At 46.7% G+C, this 24,269-nt stretch carries 18 protein-coding genes; 9 read left to right on the top strand and 9 right to left on the bottom strand.

Annotation, left to right across the window (positions count from 1 at the left end):
- Position 1 precedes the first annotated feature (1 nt).
- The 5 genes from RA156_RS16000 (at position 2) to RA156_RS15980 (ending at position 6,861) form a co-directional block, all read left to right on the top strand.
- Entirely contained in the window at positions 2-2,188 is a 2,187-nt protein-coding gene (locus RA156_RS16000; RefSeq protein WP_306641549.1) for a phospholipase D-like domain-containing protein, read from the top strand.
- Between the two features lie 135 nt (positions 2,189-2,323).
- On the top strand, positions 2,324-4,636 hold the full coding sequence (locus tag RA156_RS15995; protein ID WP_306641547.1) for a TonB-dependent receptor: 2,313 nt from the start codon (positions 2,324-2,326) through the stop codon (positions 4,634-4,636).
- A gap of 117 nt (positions 4,637-4,753) precedes the next feature.
- Positions 4,754-6,094, top strand: coding sequence for a cell envelope integrity protein CreD (creD, locus tag RA156_RS15990; RefSeq protein ID WP_306641545.1), 1,341 nt, complete (start codon positions 4,754-4,756; stop codon positions 6,092-6,094).
- Between the two features lie 105 nt (positions 6,095-6,199).
- Positions 6,200-6,640 (top strand): rhodanese-like domain-containing protein, encoded by a 441-nt coding sequence (locus tag RA156_RS15985; RefSeq protein ID WP_306641543.1) that lies wholly within the window; start codon positions 6,200-6,202, stop codon positions 6,638-6,640.
- The gene (locus tag RA156_RS15980) at positions 6,640-6,861 is read left to right on the top strand and encodes a hypothetical protein (protein ID WP_306641541.1); all 222 of its coding nucleotides are present in this window, start codon (positions 6,640-6,642) and stop codon (positions 6,859-6,861) included. The genes RA156_RS15985 and RA156_RS15980 overlap by 1 nt, the downstream gene beginning before the upstream one ends.
- Here RA156_RS15980 and RA156_RS15975 read toward each other — a convergent pair.
- The 4 genes from RA156_RS15975 to recO form a co-directional block, all read right to left on the bottom strand.
- Positions 6,853-7,338, bottom strand: a complete 486-nt coding sequence (locus RA156_RS15975) for a gliding motility lipoprotein GldH (protein ID WP_306641540.1) — start codon at positions 7,336-7,338, stop codon at positions 6,853-6,855. The genes RA156_RS15980 and RA156_RS15975 overlap by 9 nt on opposite strands.
- Positions 7,335-8,702, bottom strand: coding sequence for a PSP1 domain-containing protein (locus RA156_RS15970; RefSeq protein ID WP_306641538.1), 1,368 nt, complete (start codon positions 8,700-8,702; stop codon positions 7,335-7,337). Before RA156_RS15970 ends, RA156_RS15975 begins: the two co-directional genes overlap by 4 nt.
- Positions 8,703-8,807: 105 nt before the next feature.
- Positions 8,808-9,938 carry a DNA polymerase III subunit gene (locus RA156_RS15965; protein WP_306641536.1) on the bottom strand — a complete coding sequence of 377 codons (1,131 nt, stop codon included), beginning with the start codon at positions 9,936-9,938 and terminating at the stop codon, positions 8,808-8,810.
- A gap of 24 nt (positions 9,939-9,962) precedes the next feature.
- Entirely contained in the window at positions 9,963-10,628 is a 666-nt protein-coding gene (recO, locus tag RA156_RS15960; RefSeq protein ID WP_306644188.1) for a DNA repair protein RecO, read from the bottom strand.
- A 501-nt stretch (positions 10,629-11,129) separates the two neighbouring features.
- Here recO and RA156_RS15955 point away from each other — a divergent pair.
- Positions 11,130-11,462, top strand: a complete 333-nt coding sequence (locus tag RA156_RS15955; protein ID WP_306641534.1) for a DUF3592 domain-containing protein — start codon at positions 11,130-11,132, stop codon at positions 11,460-11,462.
- On the opposite strand, the gene RA156_RS15950 is transcribed toward RA156_RS15955, so the two are convergent.
- Positions 11,459-12,934, bottom strand: coding sequence for a P-loop NTPase family protein (locus RA156_RS15950; protein WP_306641532.1), 1,476 nt, complete (start codon positions 12,932-12,934; stop codon positions 11,459-11,461). The two genes, RA156_RS15955 and RA156_RS15950, sit on opposite strands and share 4 nt — an antisense overlap.
- 6 nt (positions 12,935-12,940) lie before the next feature.
- Entirely contained in the window at positions 12,941-14,041 is a 1,101-nt protein-coding gene (locus RA156_RS15945) for a vWA domain-containing protein (protein ID WP_306641530.1), read from the bottom strand.
- Between the two features lie 110 nt (positions 14,042-14,151).
- On the opposite strand from RA156_RS15945, the gene RA156_RS15940 reads away from it, so the two are divergent.
- Both RA156_RS15940 and ispG read left to right on the top strand, forming a co-directional pair.
- Positions 14,152-15,033, top strand: a complete 882-nt coding sequence (locus tag RA156_RS15940) for an OmpA family protein (RefSeq protein ID WP_306641529.1) — start codon at positions 14,152-14,154, stop codon at positions 15,031-15,033.
- 51 nt (positions 15,034-15,084) lie between these two features.
- Positions 15,085-17,013 (top strand): (E)-4-hydroxy-3-methylbut-2-enyl-diphosphate synthase, encoded by a 1,929-nt coding sequence (gene ispG, locus RA156_RS15935; RefSeq protein WP_306641527.1) that lies wholly within the window; start codon positions 15,085-15,087, stop codon positions 17,011-17,013.
- On the opposite strand, the gene RA156_RS15930 is transcribed toward ispG, so the two are convergent.
- The 3 genes from RA156_RS15930 to ileS are packed head-to-tail and all read right to left on the bottom strand — an operon-like array spanning position 17,010 to position 21,448.
- Positions 17,010-17,660 carry a lipoprotein signal peptidase gene (locus tag RA156_RS15930; protein ID WP_306641525.1) on the bottom strand — a complete coding sequence of 217 codons (651 nt, stop codon included), beginning with the start codon at positions 17,658-17,660 and terminating at the stop codon, positions 17,010-17,012. The genes ispG and RA156_RS15930 overlap by 4 nt on opposite strands.
- 42 nt (positions 17,661-17,702) lie before the next feature.
- Positions 17,703-18,074, bottom strand: a complete 372-nt coding sequence (locus RA156_RS15925) for a TraR/DksA family transcriptional regulator (protein ID WP_306641523.1) — start codon at positions 18,072-18,074, stop codon at positions 17,703-17,705.
- 11 nt (positions 18,075-18,085) lie between these two features.
- On the bottom strand, positions 18,086-21,448 hold the full coding sequence (gene ileS, locus RA156_RS15920; protein WP_306641521.1) for an isoleucine--tRNA ligase: 3,363 nt from the start codon (positions 21,446-21,448) through the stop codon (positions 18,086-18,088).
- 248 nt (positions 21,449-21,696) lie between these two features.
- Between ileS and RA156_RS15915 the strand changes: the two genes are divergently transcribed.
- The gene (locus RA156_RS15915; RefSeq protein WP_306641519.1) at positions 21,697-24,147 is read left to right on the top strand and encodes an OmpA family protein; all 2,451 of its coding nucleotides are present in this window, start codon (positions 21,697-21,699) and stop codon (positions 24,145-24,147) included.
- Positions 24,148-24,269 lie beyond the last annotated feature (122 nt).

The following is a 24,269-nucleotide window of genomic DNA, read 5'->3' as shown; positions in this document are numbered from 1 at the left end:
AATGAAAAAACTACTACTCATTGCGTTCACATTGGTGAGCGCTGTAAGCTTCGCACAGACAGACATCCTTGATGCACGTACTAACTACGGCATTGATGACGAGGTGACAGTAACTGGAATTGTAACGAACGACGCTAGTTTGGGTTCTGTGCGCTACATCCAAGATGCAACGGGTGGAATCGCACTTTACCCAGGATTCGATTGGGAAGGATGGGACGAACCACAACTCGGTGACGAAGTAACAGTAACAGGTACAATCAGTGAATTCAACGGACTTCTAGAAGTTGGTCCAACATTGGCGTCTGTAACTATTAACAGCAGCGGCAACCCACTACCAGCTCCAATGACGATCACTCCTGATCAGCTGGAAGAAGACCTAGAAGGTGTACTCCTAACGGTAGAGGCAGCTACCTTCGATCAAGGTGGAACAATCATCTCTGGAAACAGCACATACAATTACCAAGCTAGTGGACAACAAGGAGTGATCTACGTACGTAACGGGAACTACCTTGTAGACGAGCTTCTTCCTGCAGGTGAAGTAACGATCATCGGGATTCTATCTCAATTCGATCCAGATGGAACAGGAGATGGATACCAAATCCTTCCTCGTTCTACTGACGATTTGATCCCTTCGTCAGCAATCAATATTGCATCTACAGTTGATCAAGACAACATTACGACGACTTCGTTTACACTGGAGTGGTTGACTGACAATGCTGGTGACTCGAAAGTTGAGTACGGTTTGTCACCAGACGCCTTGGATGACGAAGTATACAGTGCAGACGCGGTTACAGATCACTCTATTGATCTATCAGGATTGATGCCTGGAACTATTTACTTCTGTCGTGTTTCATCTGCGGCTGGTGAAGACAATACTGAATCGAACGTGTTGGCTTTTGCAACCGTTTCTGAATCGAGCGGTGACATTCTCGCTTACTTCAACCACCCTGTTGACAACAGTGTAGCAACAGACGAACTCGCACTGAACATCGGTGCTGACATGAACGATACCATCGCTGCTTACATCACTCGAGCAGAGCACACACTTGACATCGCTGCATACAACATCAATAATGATGTCATCGTCGATGCCATCAATGAAGCACAGAGTAACGGAGTACAAGTACGTTACATCGCCCACAGTGGCACTGCGAACATCGGTGTAGATGATTTCGATGCTGGAATTCCAGTATTGTTCCGTCCGGATGACGAAGGTTCAGGTATGCACAACAAGTTCTTGGTGATGGATGCTGACTACACAGACCTTGCGTTTGTATTGACGGGATCTACCAACTTGACAACAAGCAACCTGGTTACAGATCCTAACAACCTGATCATTTTCCAAGATCAAAGTTTGGCTCGCGCATACACACTTGAGTTCAACGAGATGTGGGGAACCGACGGACCAGAGCCAAACGCAGGTAACGCTCGTTTCGGTGGAGATAAATTGGTGAATACACCAGAGAAATTCATCATCGGTGGTTCTGATGTAGAGCTGTACTTCAGTCCTTCTGACGGAACAACTCGTGCGATCGAAAACGCGATTCTAACTACAGAATACGACTTAGAGATCGCTACACTTTCGTTCACTCGTAACGACCTTGGCGAAGCAGTAGTTGAAATGGGAGAAAGCATCTTCATCAACCCAATCGTTGTGATGGAACAAGTGAACAATACTGGTTCAGAATACGAAACGCTTGTGAACGCTGGTATCACTGTATACGACCACTCAGCTGTTACAAATCAGATGCACCACAAGTTTGCTATCGTCGATCACTCTCAGACATTGGCTGACCCAATGGTTGTAACAGGTTCACACAACTGGTCTACTTCTGCCGAAACGGTAAATGACGAGAATACGGTCATCGTTCACGATGCGCGCATTGCGAACCTATACCACCAAGCATTCCAAGGAATCGTGAATGACTTCGTAAGCGTAGAAGAAATAGCCGCAACGAAATTGATCGCCTACCCGAACCCTACAGAAGGAGTATTAACAGTGAAGAGTTCTCAGCCATTGAATGGCGGACAGATCACCATTGTTGATCTTAGCGGACGTACAGTTTTGACTGCGCAGTCATCTCAGCAAATGATCCAAATTGACTTGAGTGAACTACCTACAGGTACTTACCTCTTGAACTACTCTGATGATACACAAATGATCAGCACACGATTTGTGAAGCTGTAAGTATCCATCGCAACATATTCGAAAGCCCCGTTAACGCGGGGCTTTTTTATTACCCAAATAGAACATTTTCCTGTATTCGATATTATTTTTTAGACTAACCTAAATATCTATCTTTGCAATAGGAAAAAACTGCTCATGAAGCACCTGATTGTCATCGTTGCGCTGTTATTAGCCAATTCGCTGTTTGCGCAAAAAGGCCAGATTCATGGTTCTATTCAATCTCAAGGAGAGCCACTACCTTTTGCAGGTGTGCTCTGGTCTACCTCATCTTCGGGACAACAAGGATTACAGACAGACGCGGAGGGCAATTTTTCCATCTTTGACCTTCCTGTTGATTCCATTTACCTGGAATTCCACAGCCTAGGTTACAAAACCAAGAAGCGCGTTGTATATATCCCTTCTTCGGAATCACATGTTCATCTCACCGAAACTCTTGAAGTGGATGTGATTGAATTTGACCAAGTCGTAGTCACCGGCACAAGAACCAATAAGAGGCAGACTGAAACACCGGTAATTGTCAATATCATAGATGATATTCAATTGGAGAACGTCGGGGCATGCAACTTATCGGACGGCTTAATCTTCCAACCAGGATTACGCGTAGAGACAGACTGTCAAACATGTAATTACACGCAACTCCGGATGAATGGTCTTGCGGGTGGTTATTCTCAAATCTTGATTAATGGACGACCAATTTTCAGTCCTTTAACTAGCCTATATGGCATGGAGCAACTTCCAGCTAATATGATCGAGCGTATCGAGATCGTGCGCGGAGGCGGAAGTGCTCTGTATGGGTCCAGTGCCATTGGTGGTACGGTCAATGTCATCACGAAAGTTCCAAGTGCTAATACTTTTGATATTTCCACTCGTTACAGCTCCATCAATGGTGAGGCCAATGATGTGATGACAATGGCCAATGGTACCATCCTGAGCAATTCGGGAAAGTCAGGGGTCGCCCTTTATCTCAACCACAGGCAAAGAGAATGGTATGACCATAACGGTGACAACTATTCTGAGCTACCCTCCCTCGACTTAAATGCGTTTGGAGGAAGCTACTTTTTTCTCCCTACAACCAATCAAAAGTTGGAAATCAACTTTAGCAGTATGGTTGAACAGAGATATGGTGGAGAAATGGTCGATGGACCGGCCCATCTAGCACAGCAAGCGGAAGACCGCACCCACAACGTATTGATGGGAAACATCGACTATCAGATTAATTCAAAAGACTACAATTCTTCGCTCATTGCTTACGTCGCCGGGCAACGGACCGATCGAGATCATTACACCGGCATTCTCCCCGATGACGAAGATGAATTGACTGCCTTTCTGCTCAACCCTCCTTACGGAACATCTTTGACAACGACTATGCAAGGTGGTCTGCAACTCAATCATCGCTTCCGGAGCTTTCCACTTGGCGAAAATGTGATTACAGTTGGAGGTGAATATTTACTAGACGATGTCGACGATAGAATTCCTAGCTACAATTATTTGATTGATCAGCAGACGAAGAACTTCGGAGCGTTTGTACAATCTGACTGGAAGGTGGGCGAAAAAGTAAACCTTCTAGCAGGTGCCCGGATTGACGAACACAATTTGGTAGACAGAGCGATTATCTCTCCAAGGGTCTCACTGATGTATACGCCCAAAAGATACACGCAGCTCCGGTTTGCCTGGGGTCGCGGCTTCAGAGCTCCTCAAGCCTTTGATACTGACCTTCATATTGCGTTTGCCGGAGGAGGTATTTCTCGCGTGAATTTGGCTCCAACCCTCATTGAAGAGCGGTCAAATAGTTTCACTGCTTCGTTCAATTACGATCGTCCAAGAATGAACTCCATCGTCGGAATCACCCTTGAAGCCTTCTATACGGAGCTCGACGACGCTTTCTTCCTTGCGCCTCTTGGGTTCGATGACTTTGGGGCTCGTTTCGAGAAGCAAAACGGTGATGGTGCTATAGTTCAGGGTATTACGGTAGAGGGACGAGCAAATTACGACGGCAAGGTTCAAGCCGAAGTTGGATTCACACTACAACAAAGCGAATTTGACAACCCTGTGGATGTCATTGAGGGGTTAGAACCAACGGCAAGATTTCTTAGAACTCCGGATGCGTACGGCTACGGTACTTTTACATTCACTCCATCAAACAAATGGAAGACAACGGTGAATCTCGTGCACACTGGCTCGATGTTAATTGCCCATTTTGCGGGAGCTCCTGAGCAAGAAGAAGACGCCTACGAGACATCCGAAGTGTTTACGGAAATAGGCATCAGAAGCTCCTACCTATTCCGCGTTAGCGAGAGCAGTGGACTAGAGATATTCGGAGGTGTACGAAATATTACCAACGCCTATCAAAACGATTTCGATACCGGAAAAAACCGTGACAGCAATTATGTTTACGGTCCTGCGATGCCACGTACCATATTCGCGGGAATTCGACTTAGATCTTTGTAATCAATCTTGTTAACACTTTCGAATTCACGACGAGTTCCTGTCGTGACGACGCGCTTACTATTTCCCCTTCATTGAGAGAATTCTAGGCTAGAGATTTGGAACATCAAACCGAATCAAATGAAAACTAGCCGCATGTTATTCAAGGTGTTAACAGTGATCCTTCTGGTCATTATACTCCTTTTCCCTGCCCTCCTCGTTCAGAATCTTGTGAACGAACGCGAAATGCTTCAGCAATCAGCGCGAAACGAAGTCTCTTCTCAATGGGGTGCGCAACAAACAATTTCTGGACCTTTCATCACCATCCCTTGTGACAAAATCCTCCAACGCACGAAAATGGGAGACGGACGCATTAATGTCAAAAAGGAACGCTTCTACCTTCACATCATGCCGGAAGAACTCAATATGACCGGTGACATCGACCCTCAACAACGAAACAGAGGGATTTACGAAGCCGTGGTTTACAGCAGCAAAATCAATATTGATGGTTTCTTCACTGCCCCGAATCTCGGTCAAGTAGACACCGCCAATACTGAAATCCACTATGATCAAGCGGTACTCAATGTAGGCCTATCTGATCTTAAAGGAATTGACGAACAAATTGAATTGCAGTGGAATAAAAACACCAGTAGATTCGAACAGGGGGTTCGTACCCAACAAATTGTGAACTCTGGTCTTCAAGCTGCAGTGAACTTCGACAAGGCTATCGCTGAGCAACATTTCAGTTTCCAACTTGACCTGAAAGGAAGCGAACGTCTGTTCTTTGTTCCAGTAGGAAAAACATCCCAACTGACGCTAAATAGCCCGTGGGCTGATCCAGGATTCACTGGGAATTTCTTACCGGATGAACGCCAAGTAAGTGACGATGGATTCACCGCCAAATGGAAGATTCTTCACCTGAATCGTCACTTCCCTCAGCAATGGAAAGGTGGTGAGTTTAACTTCTACGGAAGCAGTTTTGGGGTTGATCTATTAATGCCGGTAGACAACTACACAAAGGCGCACCGAGTGACGAGATACGCTATCCTCTTCATCGCTTGTACCTTCTTGGTGTTCTTCTTCGTGGAGGTCATCAAGGGCATCCACGTACACCCGATTCAATACCTCCTCGTTGGAATTTCTTTGGTGGTATTCTATGTGCTGCTCCTCTCCTTGAGTGAGTACGTACTCTTCAACATTGCATACATCGTGTCGGCGCTTATGACGCTGATCCTCATAGCCTTCTACACCCGAGCAGTTCTCAAGAGTTTGCGTTTGGCGGCGCTGACCACGGGCGTGTTGGTTGTGCTTTATGGTTTCATTTTCACCATCATTCAGATGGAGCACTACTCTCTCTTGATTGGTAGTCTGGGTGTCTTCACGGTGTTAGCTGTCGTCATGGGACTTTCCCGTGGAATCGACTGGTACGAACTTTCTGCTTCCCCTCCCGAAAGTAAGCAGGAAGAACGCGAGCAGGTTTAGTGTTAGTCCCGGTGAAAGCCGGGACTTTCTTTTTGGTGACCACAATCACTGTAGCTCAGTTCCATACTCATGATCTTTGGCTACATTAGGATTAGAAACATCATCATGAAATACACTTTTCTCAGCGCTCTTATGATCGCTTTTCTTTTCGCCTGCGGCGGAAATGAAGCTCCACCTCCTTCGAACGACATCTCAGAAGGGATGACTCAAACGGAAGCAGCAACTATAACGAAAGATGTAGACCCAAGCACCTTTCAAGAGTTGATGAACTCCAAGTCAAACGCACTAATACTGGATGTTCGTACTCCTGAAGAAGCTGATGCTGGTATGATCGCTAACGCGGAACATAGAGACTTCTATGACGACGACTTCAAGACTCAATTGGAAGGTTTCGATAAATCTCGTCCAGTGCTCGTGTACTGCGCAGCTGGTGGCAGAAGCGGTAAAGCCATGGACATCATGCACGAAATGGGCTTCAAAGAAGTTTACAATCTCGACGGAGGCTACCGTGCTTGGAAAAATAGCGGATTCCCTACGACGAAGTAATGCTGGCTACGCTGAATAACTGGAAGCTCATGTTACTATTGAGCTTGACCCTGGGGCTCGCTCCTTTCGTTCCAGAACCACATCTCATCGGGAAATTACGATGGGTCATTGGCGGAGCTGAAGGCATGAAACTCATGGATTGGGCTGACCTTGCTTTGCATGGTACACCCTGGTTATTGCTCTTTCGAGCGCTCTACTTAAAAGTAAAAGGCTCAGTTTGATTCCCACTCTTCCAAGGCAAAACCAATGTCCATCACTTCTCTGAGGGGATCTTCTCTCATAGCCTGGGTGATGGTCACCTTGTAGGTTCCTTTCAGCGGGAATATCACGGGTTCATTCTTCTGTCGTAAACCGATGCGGTGATCAACGAGGTCACCCATACTCCTTCCACCCCACTTACCGCGAGGGTCGGCTAGCAAACACTCAAGGGTATCCACGGACTTCTTTCCATTGGGGAAGTCTAGCTGCATGAACACATACATATTGCTGTACGGATACGCCTCCGTGTGACGGAGATTCATCAGCATGGTGTACTTCTGTGTAGTGTCTGAAATCTCGAATTCAAACACACCAGGATCGTTCGCATCCCACGTCCCATTCACCGTCTTCATTTCTTCATAAAACGGTGCTGGAGTGCAAGCGTACAACACGCTGATGAGCGTCAAACAAGCTAAGATGGTATGGAGTCGAGTTATCATCCTTCTTTTTTCGGTCCACCTCCTTGAGCCGGCCCTTTGCCTTTTCCGCTTGGTCTTCTTCGTTTGTTTCTGTTCGGACGTTGCCCAGAGTTACTTTTGTTTTGGGGGTTGTTACTCTTCTGCTGAGTATTTCCTCCCTTATTTTGGGCTCCACCTTTGTCGTTTCTGGCCTTTGACTGGCCGCCACCCGACTTCGGTTTCTGTCCTCCTCCTTGCTTATTCTGAGGTTGACCTGAACGCCTGTTACGCGATGGACGCTTCTTGCGCTTCTTCTTCTTGTCAAAACGTGTGAGGCTGTCTTGACCCACCACGTTCATGAAATCGTCTTCTACCTCAACCTCTTGAGTGATCGAGAAATCTTGCAGCGACATCGGTTTTTCACCGCGTTTGTTCATCTCCATGATCTCAAGAACATCATCCAGGCCAACAGCTACTGGAGAACCACCGCGTTCACCTTCAATCATGAAATACATGATGCGTTTGAAGATGTCTGTTTTGAAGTGGTTTGCGCGTCCACCTTCCAATTCAAGGCGAACATTTGAAGAAGGGAATTCCTTCACTGCTTCTTTGTACTGATCAAGCTCATAGTTGAGACAGCACTTCAGCTTTCCACATTGCCCAGCCAGTTTCTGAGGATTCAAGCTTAGCTGCTGGTAACGAGCTGCTCCAGTTGATACACTGCGGAAATCAGTCAACCATGTGGAACAACATAGTTCGCGCCCACACGATCCAATTCCACCTAGTCTTCCGGCTTCCTGACGCATTCCGATTTGGCGCATTTCGATGCGCACCTTGAAGGCCTCAGCTAATTTTCTGATTAATTCTCGGAAGTCAACACGGTCTTCAGCGGTGTAATAGAAGGTAGCTTTCGCGCTATCTCCTTGATATTCAACATCGCTGATTTTCATCGCAAGCCCACAGTGCTGCGCTATCTCTCGAGACCTGATCATGGTCTCCTTCTCTTTCATTCTGGCTTCTTGCCAAAGATCGATGTCTTTGTCGCTTGCTTTGCGCTGTATCTTGCGGATTTCGTGGTTGTCTTTGACGTTCTTTTTACTCAATTGGATCTTCACCAATTCTCCTGTCAATGACACAACTCCAACATCGTAGCCTGGTGAAGATTCCACCACTACTACATCTCCGATATGGAGTTCTAATCCTTCTGAATTGCGATAGAATCCCTTTCGGCTATTCTTGAATCGCACTTCTACAATATCATAAGGGTTCTGGTTGTCTGGGAGTTGCATCCCTGATAGCCAGTCAAATACCTCTAACTTATTACAGCCACTAACACCGCAAGCTCCGTTGTTTTTACATCCCTTCGGCAAGCCATTCGAATTGTTCGAACAACTTTCACATCCCATACGGCGGTGTATTATGGTGATTACTCACCTATTTGTTCAAAGATATAAACTCAAACGGCTCAGATGAGGCCGAAGTATGATTTGATTAACCTTTTGTCGTGAATACTACTGAGGGCGGTGTAGTTCGTGGTGTAGACGGAGTGAAAGGTCCATGAAGACCATCTTTCCATTCGCATTTCTGAAGAGATCAGACATTGCTTCATTCAAAAGTTCAGTAATGCGTAGCACATTGCCGTGGTGAATGAACGGAGCAAATTTCGAAGCGAAAGCCCCTTCTTCACTGGTGAACCTTGCCAAATCTGTTTGACCGTAATTATTGACGATGCACTGACGCACAAAATGCAAGGCATACGAAAGGAATTGACGTTGTGATTGCTTGGGTGCTCCTCCCAAGGCTGCAGACAGATTCACGAGCTCAGAAGCATCACGCTTGTAACAGGCCCGCATCCAAGAGGTGAACTGGCCAAGAAGTTCTTTTTGTCCCTCAGCATTGTTCAGCATAGCCAGCACCTTCGCATAATCACCTTCGGCGAATTGCGACAAATCACGCGCTTGCTGAGGATCTAGTCCGTGGCGTTGTTGAATCGCTCCCGTCAAATCTTCGTCGGCAATGGCGTTCACTTTCACCAATTGTGTTCGCGAAAGGATGGTGGACAGCATGCGATCAGAAGAAGAAGCTACCAAGAGGAAAATGGTTCCTTCGGTTGGTTCTTCAATTGTTTTGAGGAGCTTATTGGCGGTTTCCGGTCTGAGATACTCCGCCAACCAGATCACTTGAAACTTGTAACCTCCTTCGTACGAACGGAGTGCCATGTTTCTTGAGATCACTTCAGCTTCTCCAACGAAGACTTCCATGTTCTTCCCAGCGGCATCTAGGTGCTCAATCCATGACGTGAATGTCGGGTAGGGCTTTCCAATGATAAAGTTTCGCCACTCTTCATTGAAGCTGGTACTGACATTCTTAGAAACATCACCCTTCGTATAAATCGGATAGGTGAAGTGCATGTCTGGATGCTGGAAGCTTGTGAACTTCTTACACGAATCACATTCACCACAACTATCGTCATCCGTTCTGTGCAGACAGCTCATGTATTGCGCTAACGCCATAGCCAAGGCGAATGGGCCAGCGCCTTCTTCCCCCAAAAACAGATTGGCATGAGGAATCATCCCTTGACGGGCGCGTTCTCTCAATCCTCTCTTGAGTTCTTCTTGTCCGATGACGTCGCGAAAAAGCATAGGGCAAAAGTAGCAATTGAAGCGTCACGCAAAGACCTCGCGTAAAACCTCTAGTGATTTCAATTCTCTTTGATCATTAATGTGCAGTTGAAGGTACTTTACCTGAGCATCTAATAAAGACCGCAGGTCGTTCCGCGTTAGCGAATACCTACGAAACGCCTCAGGTGATTCAGCACAGCTATTACGTAAATAACTTCCTAATTGGCCTTCGATCACGGCATTATGCAAGGGCGCACGGTAACTCCAATGACCAGAAGCCAAATCGAGAAAACCTTCTTCTTGCTTGAAACCCAGTGGCATTTCATCAGGCATGACCCCCAAAAACTTCATCAAGCGGCCAGCTAACAGGATGGCATAAACACCCGGCTGGTCGTCAATGTCCATCATTTGAGTTGTATTCCAGAGGTAATCAAACAGTTCAGGATGCGCGTGGTCTTCAGCGATGCAGTGTTGAACCAGCTCGGCCATAAACATGGCCAACATGCCTTTGTACGGCTCAATGCTCATGTGAGTAAGCACCACGGCGCGCTTGTGCTCTGCAATTTGATACAGGGAACCTCGACTGCGTTCACGTTCTGTGATCTCAACCAATGATAATGGCTGAAGTAGCGCATTCGAAGACGATCTTTTCTTCCCCACGCCTCGAACCAAATAGGCTCGTAGACCATTTGATTCGGTAAAAATGCGCACAATTCTACTCGAGTCTGTGTACGGAATGCTATGTAAGACGATCGCTCTCACGCAGGTATACCAAGGGCTCTAGAGGTTTTCAACAAGCTATCCACAGTTTTCTGTTCACTTCTAGTTCGCGTGCAGCATATGGACGAAGGTGCATCAACTACATTTGGAATCAGAAGCATACGGCATTTCATGCTTTCAAAATATTCAAGGTGCTAGTGTAAGTATTCATTTGCACATAGTTTAAAGTTAGGTTAGGCAGGGCAATCGAAAGGTTGTCCTGTTTTTTTTGCCCTCTCCTGAAACTTTGAAGGAAACACCCCGTAATCCATGTCAGAAAACACTGATAATCCATTTATCAGGTATCGACGTCGATGAGACGACGACTTCATAGTCGTACATTGATTTTGGTTTACTAATGTACTCGGTTGGGAAGAGCTAACGAACGCGTTAGCTCTTTCTTTTTCACCCCGCGTTCTATGTAGTACCTTGCACCAAGCATCGAAGATTATAATGAGCGAAGAAGTAAAGTGGATCCTAAGCATTCTATGTATTGTTGCCGTAGTGGCCATTCTCGTTTGGCGTCTCGGACCTGTCATTTTTTTTGATCGACGAGCGAAAAAAGTTCGTGGTGTGATTGTGAACTGGATGAGTGCGAAGCAAAAAGGGAAAACCATCTACAAGCCCATCATCAAATACATTGATCACGAAGGCACGGAGATTACGCATGCAAGCGACGATCGCTGCGAGGGTCAACCTGAATATCCAGTGGGTACGGAAGTAGAAGTGAAATACGATCCGAAAGACCCAAAGGCCGTTCGAATCGTATATCCTGAAAAGTCTTAATCCTCTTCTCCTGGAGAGAATAGGTTATTGAAAAGGTCGCTGAAGCTGACCTTATTCTCCAATACGTGCTTGTTCAACAGGCTGTATTCACCTAATCCGTGAAGCACGAATTCCATCCATAGCAGTTTGCTTTCACCGGCATCAGGCACATAGCGATCTACTACCTCTTCAAGACCATCAATCATGTGTAGCTTCTCTTGATAGGCGATGTCGCTATCAGAGTGCATGATCTCCAGTTGGTTTACAGAAAACCAATCCGTGATCTTCACATAAGGATCTTCGATTTTTCCGCGTTTAGCGAGTTCAGGATCAGGAAAAGACTGAGGGAATCGCGTTCGAATCGCCTTTCCGACTAGATGCAGCGCTACGCCTTGTGGTCCTTCTTGTTCTCCTTCGTAAACCAATTCCACTTTACCTGTGACCGCAGGAACAATCCCGAGCAGGTCTGCAACACGAACCTTCGTGCTCGCATCACCATTCTTCAATCCTCTCAACTCAGCCGTGCTGACTAAATTTTCAAAAGCTGAAATTGTCAATCGAGCTGAAACCCCCGATTTCTGATCAATGAATTCAGATTCACGCGCTTCGAAAGAAACTTGTTCCACCAAATCCTCCATCAATGGAAGCACTTGTACAGCGTCGCGCTGCGCCTCATTGATCTTCGCTTCTTGCTGGGTAATCGTCTTTGAAATATCTAATGAACGCGGGTAATGCGTCAGAATCTGCGACTGAATACGGTCTTTCAATGGGGTAATAATGGCCCCACGATTCGTGTAATCTTCAGGGTTCGCTGTGAACACGAACTGAACATCCAATGGCAAACGCAACTGGAATCCACGAATCTGAATATCTCCTTCTTGAAGGATATTGAAGAGCGCCACCTGAATACGCGGCTGCAAATCAGGTAGCTCGTTAATCACAAAAATGCATCGGTGCGCACGTGGCACCAATCCGAAGTGAATCACACGCTCATCGCTGTAATCGAGACGTAGGTTAGCCGCTTTAATCGGATCAACATCTCCAATCAAATCTGCTACTGTTACGTCGGGTGTTGCTAGCTTCTCTACGTATCGCTCACTGCGATGCATCCAACGAATCGGAGTCTCATCGCCTTTTTCAGCGATTTCCGCTTGCGACTTAGTGGTCAATGGTGTGAGCGGATCTTCGTTCAAGTCACTGCTCGCCAATACTGGAATGTACTCATCTAGTAGTTCGGTCATTTGGCGCGCTAAACGCGTTTTCGCCTGACCGCGGAGTCCGAGTAAATTCATGTTGTGACGTGCCAATATTGCACGTTGAATCTCTGGGATCACGCTTTCCTCATATCCTTGAATACCGCTAAATACGCGCTCGTTGTTACGAAGTCGAACAATGAGATTGTCACGCATTTCATCGCGAACGGTTTTACTCACGTATCCGCTATTCTTGAGTTCACCTAATGTGGTGATGGAGGTCATTTCTTTTGTTTCCATGCTGTTTTAAAGCTTCCTTCTTCTGTTCTTTTCAAAGTCAGAGAACATGATGTCTCCCAAACCTTGGAGGCCGGTGAAGAAAGCACGGCCATTATTTGCTTCTGTAAAATCCTCCACGAACTGTTGGAGGTATGGATCTGAGGCGATCATGAAAGTGGTGATCGGAATCTTCAGCTTGCGGCATTGCCGCGCGAGATTCAAGCACTTTCCAACGATGTATGGGTCTAGGCCCCAGCTATTCTTGTAGAATTCACCGTTTTCAATCAAACACGAAGGCTTACCATCGGTGATCATGAAAATCTGCTTATTCGCCGTTTTTCTGCGACGGAGAATATCCATAGCACGTTCCAACCCCGCAACCGTATTGGTGTGATATGGACCAACATTCAGGTACGGCAGGTCTTTAATCTGAACCTCCCATGCATCGTCTCCAAAGACTACAATATCTAGCGTGTCTTTCGGATACTTGCGCATGATCAATTCACTCAAGGCCATGGCCACCTTCTTCGCAGGAGTGATGCGATCTTCTCCATAGAGGATCATCGAATGTGAGATATCTATCATCAACACCGTCGACGTCATCGATCGATACTCTCGTTCAACCACCTCCAAATCATTCTCGGTGAGCCAGATATTGCTATCTAACCCGTGATTGATTTGAGCGTTCCTGAAGCTTTCTGCAAAATCAATCTGTTCTGGCTTATCGCCGAAACGGAAAGGTCTACGGTCTTCTGTGGCTTCGTCTCCTCCTCCAATATGTCGGGTGCGGTGCTGCCCGCTCCCTCCTTTCTTGAGATTGCCGAAGATTTGGTCTAATGCACGTTGTCTAATCTCTTGCTCCCCTTTTGATGATAGACCAGGTCCTTGACCTTGACGATCAGGGTCACGCAAGTAACCGCGTTGTTTCAACTCGTCTACAAAATCATCAAAGGTGTACTCGTCATCAAAGAGCGAGTATTCTTGATCCAATTGCTTCATCCAATCGAATGCCTCATCAACATCTCCAGAGGTGTGCGTTACCAACTCCAGGAAGATATCTTTCAGGCGTTCAAAGCGACTTCGTTGATCTTTTTCGGGGGTGTGTTCTGAAAAGCGTATTCCAAGCATAGCTTGTTGAAAGTTCGGCATTTCGCCTCGTCAGCGCATATTAATTCTTCTTAAATTTAACCTGAGTGACCCTGACTAAGTTCACATCCTCCACCCTGTTGAGCTTTGTTATGAGAAAAGTACTGTCAATCTTGTGTTTAGCACTGTTAAGCACCTCATCGCTGGCGGCCATTAAGATGGAACGCATGGTCGATTTTGGTGAAAACAGTACCGAACTTTCCCTAGAAGCGCGAAAGACGCTGGGCGAATTCTTTGCCCTAAGCGACGACTTCATTGTGGAAAAGGTAGACATCTCTAGCCTTTGTGAGGCAGGGGAGCTGGATTACTACACCATGAAATTGGCACAAGACCGCAGCATGGTGGTCTATGATTTCCTCACTCAAAAGCTCCCAGAAAATCAAAGCGTTTTCGAAATCAAAATGCAGCCTTTCAATGGAAATGACGAAGGCCACGCCAAGGCTGACTGCGTTCGCATTACTGCGTATTTCGTTGAAAAGGAAGGTCCATTTTTGGTTGATCCGCCTCGAGCGCTTTTCCCTGAAGAGTTTAAAGAAGAGACCTTGCCCGCGTCTATGACGGCACGCAAGAATGGTGATGAAATGCGCTTCACGCTCAATAACATCCTTTTCGAAGGCAATAGTGCTATCTACCTCGATGAGTCGGAAAGCACGCTGCTGGATGTTGCTCAGTACCTCCTCGACCACCCTGAGTACGACATCCTTCTCGAAGGCCATGTCAACGGACACATGGGTAAGAAATATCTCAAGCGCGCTGCCAAGTCGAATCCTGAAAAGGTGGCTTACAAGAATGGTAAGCATCTTTCTCTCGCTCGCGCGGAATCGATCCGCGACTTCTTGGTGATGCAAGGTGTATCGGAAGATCGCATCACATGTGAAGGGAAAGGTGGTACCGACAAGATCTACAAAGATCCGAAGAACCGTAAGGAAAACGAAGCGAATCGACGCATCGAGATCATCTTGATCAAACGTTAAGGAATCCCCACGGAATACAACAATTTCCGCGGCATGGTGTTACCTTGCCATATGGAAGTGAAAACGGCTACAATGCAGTACTGCAGCGATCCCTTCAATTATCAGCGTTTCAAAACACGCGAAGTGAGTATTGGTCAACTGAAAATGGGCGGTGATCAACCTATCCGTTTGCAGTCAATGACTACCACAGACACCATGGATACTGAAGCAACCATTGCGCAGTCTATCCGCATGATTGAGGCTGGTTGTGAATTGGTTCGTATCACCGCACCGAGTAAGAAAGACGCCGCCAACCTGGAACTCATCAAAGCCGGTTTGCAAGCCAAGGGGTTCGATACTCCATTGGTAGCTGACATTCACTTCACTCCAAACGCAGCAGAACTCGCTGCTGATTACGTTGAAAAAATCCGCGTCAACCCTGGAAACTACGCTGACAAGAAGCGCTTCCAGGAAATCGACTACACTGACGCTTCTTACAACGAAGAGCTAGATCGTATTCGCGAACGATTCACTCCACTGGTGATCAAATGCCGTGACCTCGGACGTGCTATGCGCATTGGAACTAACCATGGTTCACTTTCAGACCGCATTATGTCGCGTTATGGAGACACGCCGCTTGGCATGGTTGAATCAGCGATGGAGTTCCTACGCATCTGCCGTGATAACGATTATCACGATCTGGTGATCAGTATGAAGGCCAGCAACCCTCAGGTAATGATTCAAGCTTACCGCTTGTTGGTGAAAACCATGCAAGAGGAAGGCATGAATTACCCGCTGCACTTGGGAGTGACTGAAGCCGGAGACGGTGAAGACGGACGCATCAAGTCGGCCATCGGAATTGGCGCCTTGCTCGAAGATGGAATCGGTGATACCATTCGTGTTTCATTGACTGAAGAGCCGGAAGCTGAAATTCCAGTGGCACGCATGCTCGCGGAGCGATACATGAATAGAGCTGGACACGCACCCATCGAACCGATGGAGATGGCGATTGATCCTTTCTCATACCACCGAAGAGATTCACGCGAAGTTCTAAACTTCGGTAAGCCGCACGTGCCTGCTGTTGTTCTTGATTTAAGCCACAAAGATCAAATCATTCCTGCCTCACTTTTCGCCGGAGGATACATGTACTCTATCAAGCTCGACAAGTGGAGCATGACAGATGCAGCATGTGATTTGGTCTATGCAGGCACGCGCTCGCTTGACTTTGAAATTCCAGGAACCTTAGGCGTAATTGTAGACGCTGACCATTGGGAGGCAAAAACACGACACTACCCGCTCTGGAAGGCTGCAGCTTACCTTGAAAAAGGCCCTGCTTCGGCTGATATCAATTTCATTGAGGCCTCACTGAATGACCTCAACGAGCAATTCATCAGTCAACTGAAAGCTGACCCAACAGCTATTCTCGTTTTGGTAACTGACCACCAACATGGAATGGTAGAACAGCGCACAGCATATTTCAAGCTATTGCATGGCGGATGCGATGTTCCGGTAATTACAAAACGAGCATATCACAACATCGACAAGGATCACTTCTTGTTGCATGCCTCAACTGATCTTGGAGCCTTGCTCATTGATGGACTCGGAGACGGGGTATGGGCGTTTGCTCCTGATATGGCACCTAAGCTCGTCAATGACACCCTATTCGGAATCCTTCAAGCCACGAGAACACGCATCTCAAAGACAGAGTACATCTCTTGTCCAAGTTGTGGACGTACGCTGTTTGACCTTCAAGAGACCACCGCGAAGATTCGCAACGCCACCAGCCACTTGAAAGGTATTAAGATTGGGATCATGGGTTGTATTGTAAATGGACCAGGAGAAATGGCCGATGCTGATTACGGATACGTAGGAACCGGTCCAGGAAAGATCAGTCTATACAAGGAGAAAGAGGTGGTAAAAAAGAATGTCCCTGAAGATGAAGCCGTTCAAGAATTGATCAATCTGATCGATGAACATGGTGATTGGGTAGCTCCGAATTAAGTCTGTACCGCTCCTTCTTCCGGATTTCCAGCAACTTCTGGCTCTTCGCTCTTCTCCTCTTCAGGTTTAGCGAAGTAGACACGCTGTCTAATTAGAATCCAGATGACACCGACTGTGATCGCCGCATCGGCAATATTGAAGATCGGTGGGAAGATTTCGTTGATTCCATTACCCCCTAGCCATGACGGCCATTTGACGGTGAAGTGGAGCATGTCCACTACATCACCATGAAGGAAAGGAGCATATCCACCATCTGGAGGTAAGAAGGTAGCCGCTTGAACGATGCTGCTCGTGCTGAACAACATACCATAGAATGCACTATCGATAATATTCCCAACGGCGCCCGCGAGGATTAAGGCCACGCAGGTCACAAAACCTTTGTGGGCCCCTTCACGGATGATTCGTCTCAAATACAGCGAGATGACGACCACCGCAACAATCCTGAACAGACTCAATGCGATTTTCCCCCATGCGCTCGGAATCTCCATTCCGAAAGCCATTCCCTTGTTCTCTATGAAGTGAATCTCAAAGATATCCTTGAGTACAGGGAAGCGTTCTCCAATCCGAAAATTCAGCTTGATATAAATCTTGACGATCTGGTCGATCAGCAAGACTGATCCAACGACGAGGAGTACGCGTTTTAACATGGGCAAAGGTTGTGCACTAGACACAACGACTTAAAGAGAAATTTATTGACGATTCTTTGCTTCGATGCTCAAAGTAGCATGAGGAACTAGGCGAAGACGTTCTTTTGAGATCAACTTCCCTGTTTCACGGCAAACACCGTAAGTCTTGTTCTTAATGCGTAGTAGAGCGTTTTCCAAGCTACGAATGAACTTCTCCTGGCGTGCTGCCAACTGAGCTGTTTCTTCACGGCTCATTGTCTCTGAACCATCTTCCATCATTTTGAAAGTTGGTGAGGTATCGTCTGTACTATTATCGTCTTCGTGTGATAGAGATCTTTTCAACTGATCAAGATCTTGGCGTGCTTGAACCAGCTTCTCATTAATGAGTTCTGCAAATTCGTTCAAGTCGCTATCAGAGTATCTTACTTCTGCCATCGCTGCATCAATTAATTTAGTGTTTCAATAGAGATTTCGGTAGAGATTTCATCACTCACTTCTACCGGATGGCCATTGTCTAGGCTATCAACCATCTCCAATTTTCCTGCCAGAGTTTCCTGGCAAATATATTCCAAATTGCTCGCCACCGCTTCTTCGATTGCGTCGGTGCGCGCAATGTACAAGGCAATCTTATCGGTCACCTCCAAACCACTGTCTTTACGCAGGTTTTGGATACGGTTCACCATCTCTCGAGCGATTCCCTCGTTCTTTAATTCTTCTGTTAACGTAATATCTAGCGCTACGGTTAACCCACCTTCAGCGCTTACCAACCAACCAGGGATATCCTGTGAGCTGATTTCGACATCACTCAGGTGGACGTCAGCTTCACCAGTTGAGATGGAGATCTTGAAACTGCCATCCTTCTCGAGAGAAGCGATGTCATCTTGATCCATCTGCCCAACGGCTGCGGCTACTTCCTTCATCTGCTTACCAAAGCGCGGCCCTAGAGCCTTGAAGTTCGGCTTAATCTGCTTCACCAACACTCCAGTGTCGTGCAGGTATTCGAGCTCTTTCACGTTCAATTCGGAAAGAATCAATCCTTCTACCTGCTTCAACTGCTCTTCAAATCCTTCACTCAAGATTGGGATCATGATCTTCTGAAGCGGTTGACGTACACGAAGGCGCTCCTTCTTACGAAGACCGAGCACCATAGACGTCACACGTTGAGCGATATCCATTCGCTCTTCGAGTGCCTCGTCGATGCAAGAAGCGTCGCTTTCAGGGAAATCAGCCAAATGCACTGAATTCTCTTCTGTTCTTCCTGTTACCGCCACAAGGTCACGGTAGAGCTTCTCAGAGTAGAACGGAGCAATAGGTGCTGCCAACAGAGAGATCGTCTCCAAACACGTGTACAGTGTCTGGTAAGCTGAAATCTTATCGCTGTTGTAGGCTCCTTTCCAGAATCGACGTCTTGCCAAGCGTACGTACCAGTTAGACAACTGATCTACAGTAAACTCTTGAATCAAACGTCCGGCGCGTGTTGGTTCGAAGTCAGCATACGCTTGGTCAACTTCCTTGATCAAGGTGTGCAGTTTCGACCAGATCCAACGATCAAGTTCTGGACGGTCTTCCATCGCAACTGGCGCTTCCTTCAGGCTGAAGCCGTCAATGTTCGCGTACAGTGCAAAGAAGTTGTAAGTGTTATAAAGCGTACCGAAGAACTTTCGCTGTACCTCTGTGATCCCGTTGACATCAAACTTGAGGTTATCCCAAGGTTGCGCATTGGTAATCATGTACCAGCGTGTGGCGTCCGGTCCGTATTTCTTCAATGTCTCAAACGGATCAACCGCATTTCCTAGACGCTTAGACATCTTCTGTCCATTCTTGTCTAGAACCAGTCCGTTAGATACTACTGTCTTGTATGCCACAGAATCAAAACACATAGTTCCGATAGCGTGCAAGGTGTAGAACCATCCACGTGTTTGATCAACCCCCTCAGCAATGAAATCAGCTGGGAAAGACTTCCCTTCATCGATGAGTTCTTTGTTCTCAAATGGATAATGCCACTGCGCGTAAGGCATCGAACCTGAATCGAACCAAACGTCGATCAAGTCAGATTCACGACGCATCGGCTCTCCTGAAGAAGAAGCCAATACAATCTTATCTACGTACGGTTTGTGCAGGTCGAACTTGTCGTAGTTCTCTTGCGACATATCACCAGGAGTGAAATCAGCAAGTGGATTCGCATCCATTACTCCTGCTTCCACAGCCTTTTCACATGCTGCCTTCAGTTCTTCTACAGAACCAATCACTACGCTTTCGTTCCCGTCCTCTGTTCTCCAGATTGGGATTGGAATACCCCAGAAACGTGAACGACTTAAGTTCCAGTCATTCAAGTTCTCAAGCCAGTTACCGAAACGCCCTGTTCCTGTAGCCGCCGGTTTCCAGTTGATGGTTTTATTCAATTCCACCATGCGGTCTTTTACCGCGGTAGCCTTGATGAACCAGCTATCCAATGGGTAGTACAAGATCGGACGATCTGTTCTCCAACAATGTGGGTAGCTGTGCTCGTATTTCTCAACGTTGAAGGCCAAGCCACGCTCTTTCAAGCTAATGGCGATCAGTACATCAACTGACTTCTCTGGCGCCTCGCCTTCGTCGTAGTATTCATTTTTCACATAGCTGCCTTCGTAAGGACCGGCAATGAAGCGTCCTTGAAGGTCAACCAATGGAACTCCTTTTCCAGTGCCATCATCAACGAGCAGTGGAGGAACACCGGCATCTTTCGCCACCTTGGCATCATCAGCACCAAAGGTAGGCGCCGTGTGAACGATACCTGTACCGTCTTCAGTAGTCACGAAATCACCAGGAATCACTCGGAAAGCTTGTTCCGCATCATCCATTGGTGTTGCCCAATCAAGGAGTTGCTCGTAGGTGATTCCAACAAGATCAGCTCCTATACATTTTCCAATCACCTCAAACTCGACACCTTTCTTCACTGGAAGGTGCTTTGACATCAAGGCTTCGGCCATCACTACGGTGATCGGCTCGTCAGTGTATTTATTTGTCGTATTGACGATGACGTAATCGATCTTTGGACCAACAGTCAAAGCCGTATTCGAAGGAAGCGTCCACGGAGTGGTCGTCCAGGCTAGTAGACCTGTTTTGTCTGTGATTGTGCCATCAGTTGCCAACTCCTGCAGGCGAGTACGCCCTTCCGCGCTAGCGAGAAAATGAGCGACAATCGTTGAATCTTTCACATCTCGATAAGTACCCGGTTGGTTCAACTCGTGTGAACTCAACCCCGTACCTGCCTTCGGCGAATATGGCTGGATGGTATAACCTTTATAAAGCATTCCCTTGTCGCTCAACTGCTTAAGCAACCACCATACGGATTCGATGTACTTGTTTTCGTAGGTCACATATGGCTCATCCATATCAACCCAGTAGCCCATTTTCAGGGTCAGATCATTCCATACATCAGTGTAGCGCATCACTGCCGTTCGGCAAGCTTGGTTGTATTCTTCAACCGTGATCTTTGAACCGATATCTTCTTTGGTGATCCCTAATTCCTTCTCCACACCAAGCTCTACCGGCAAACCGTGGGTATCCCAACCAGCCTTACGTTTTACTTGGTAACCTTTCAAGGTCTTGTAACGACAGAAAATGTCTTTAATAGCACGAGCCAATGCGTGGTGAATTCCAGGCATACCGTTAGCAGAGGGCGGTCCTTCGAAGAATACGAATGGTTCCTTCCCTTCTCGCGTGGTCATACTACGATCAAAAACCTTTTCATCTTCCCAGATCTTTAAGACCTCTTCAGCCACTGCTGGGAGATCAAGGTTCTTGTATTCAGGGTACTTAGCAGACATTTTTGTGCTTTTTGAAAGTGTGCGAAGATAATGAATTCTGAGCTAGAATTCCGCTTCCGCGATCAGCGTGAAAAGCCAGCGCTCACAGTGCTTCTAGGATATTGACACACTTTAACGTCTAAGCATCTTGCGAAGATTGATTCTTCAAAGCATCAGGATGTCAGAATTTCCCCACAGAGGCATCGTCCTCCAGCTTACCAACCAGGCGCAACACTGAGAGTACATTCGTTTTGTAGAAGTCTATAATTATGAAACACTTAAGCGCCATCCTATTGCTTTTGCTCAGCGTTTCGACATTCGCAGCAGAAGACATTCCTAAGTGGGCCCGAAAGGGTGAGATTCTCTTCATTGAGTACGATTATTTCGATGCTCTTGAAGAGTTCAATCGTGTTCATCAAAAACATCCTGAAAGTGCCTTTGTACTTCGTAGAATCGCCGATTGCTATCGTTTGATGGGCGTTCCTGAAGAAGCTAAGGAGTACTATAAACAGGCTGTAGACATGGGTTCATACGACGCCTTGGATTACTACTATTGTAGTGAGGTTCATCGTAGCCTGGGCGAATATGAAGCTGCAACGTATTGGATGCAGCAGTATCAGACTCAAATCCCAGGTGACTCCCGTTCAAAACGCGTGATGAGTGACCCGAAGTACTATGCCGACCTTGAGATCGACAAGCATGAATATCAAGTGCAAGGCATTGGGGCCAACGAGCAACGCGCCTTGATTAGTCCAACGAAGTACAATGATCTATTGATTGTACCTATTGCCACGGGTATTGACGAAGGATGGTACCCACACAAGCGTTTTCTACAGAACTATGACCTCTACCAAACTACTGTAGATGACGTTTTCAATCTTGTATCAGCTGAGCCATTGAAAGGACAAGTAAACTCACGTTTCAATGAAGGTCCTTCATGCTTTGATGCTGAACGCGAAGTGTTGTATGTAACGAAATTCCTCGCCAAGAAAGGCGAACCTGCGCTTGATGAGAAAGGTGCTGTATTTTCAATGATCTTGAGTTATAAGATGATCGAAGGCGTTTGGATGGAAGTCCCTGTCTTTGAGCACAATGACGACCTGACGAGTTGCGCTTACCCAGCGATTTCTCCAGATGGTTCGAAGCTATTTTTTAGTTCCAACCGAAAAGGTGGAATGGGCGGAATGGACATCTATTACTGCGATTGGCTCGAAGAATTCAATCGCTGGGATACTCCTCGTCCGCTTGACATGGAGGTAAACACCGAAGGAAATGAGATCTACCCTTCCTTTGCTCCTGATGGAACATTCTGTTTCGCATCAGATGGACACCCTACCCTTGGTGGTTTGGACATTTTCTTTGCAGACATCAACATGAATCCGATGGTGGTAACCAACCCTGGAATGCCTGTCAATAGCCGTGATGATGATTTCGGTCTGGTGTACATGGGTGGAGAATATGGATACTTTACTTCTAATCGTGATGTAACGCTCGGTGGAGATGACCTTTTCTTCTGGGAAAAGATGAATGAGATCATTGAAGCTGAAATTGTACTGATGGATCCTAGTGGTAATCCGCTTTACCCTGAGCGGGTAGAAGTTCGAAACTTGACAACAGATGAGTTAGCGGTAAAATCTGCAATGCGCGGACATTTCCAGGCAGAATTCAATGGTCAAGACACCTATGAAATTACATGGCAGCAAGATGGAAATCCGATGGTCATGCACTGCAAACCTGAAGAGACACCTTATGGTTTGAAGTACGTTTATGATAGTCCAAATCGTGAGTCTTTCCTCGCTGATGCGGAATTGAACGCTTACCGAACCGGCACTTATCGTAAAAAGAAGATCCCAACGAAATATTGGCAAGACAAGAATTTGACTGACCATGCTGACTATCCGGCGGAAGAAGCCGAAGGCGAGCAATACTTGATGGCGCAGTGGAATCCATTGTCACCTCATTGTCCTGCACCTGGTACGCGTGTATTCATTAAAGACTTGGAAACAGGTTCTGTCAAAGCTTTCAATACGAAAGACGCTAGCGCGGAATTCAAGATTGCTCCTGGGCACATGCAGGCGATGACATGGAAAGATGCCGACGGAGTTCAACAAACGCGATACGTTACAGATGATGAAGGTCATCTGCGATTCCTTCAACCGGCAGACAACTGGAATTTGGCGCTCAACGAAGAGCCTCAAATGGAGGAAAATACTGATACCGAAGTCACTTTGGTAGCCGCCTTGATGGCTTCCACCGAAGGTGGAGTGGTGACAGCTGAAGATGCTGGTGAGCTTTTGGCTTACGCCGAAGAGGGTAGAGACATACGCGTGGCAGGTAGTTCAACCATCGTGCACGCAGAAGACCTTTATTTTGGATTCGACAAGAGTACCGTTTCGGAACAAGAAGCATTTAAAGTCGAAGAAATCGCCCAACAAATGATCTCACATCCTGAGATGGAAATGGAGATTCGGGCACACACCGATTCAAGAGGTAGTTCTTCCTATAACAAACGACTTTCTCAACGACGAGCAGAAAGCACCAAGAAAAAGTTCGCCTCCATGGGCATTGATGCCTCTCGCATCAAGATTGTATCTCTTGGAGAAGAAGAACCAGTAAACGACTGTTTTGATGGTGTCGACTGTAATTCAACACAACATAGACTGAACCGACGTGCGGAGATCCATTTGATCATTCCAGGCACGATCGTACCGAACAACTAAGGCTGGCCATACAATTGGCTCGGGTCCCGGCGAAAGTCGGGGCCTTTTTTTGTGCATCTAAATTGGATGCACATTTTTTTTGTCTTGAAAGTCAGCGTCTGACAAGGCTTGTAGGACAATTC

It is taken from the genome of Sanyastnella coralliicola, from assembly GCF_030845195.1.
In the GTDB taxonomy this organism is placed as follows: Bacteria; Bacteroidota; Bacteroidia; order Flavobacteriales_D; family Sanyastnellaceae; genus Sanyastnella; species Sanyastnella coralliicola.
This window is presented reverse-complemented; position numbering and strand designations above follow the sequence as displayed.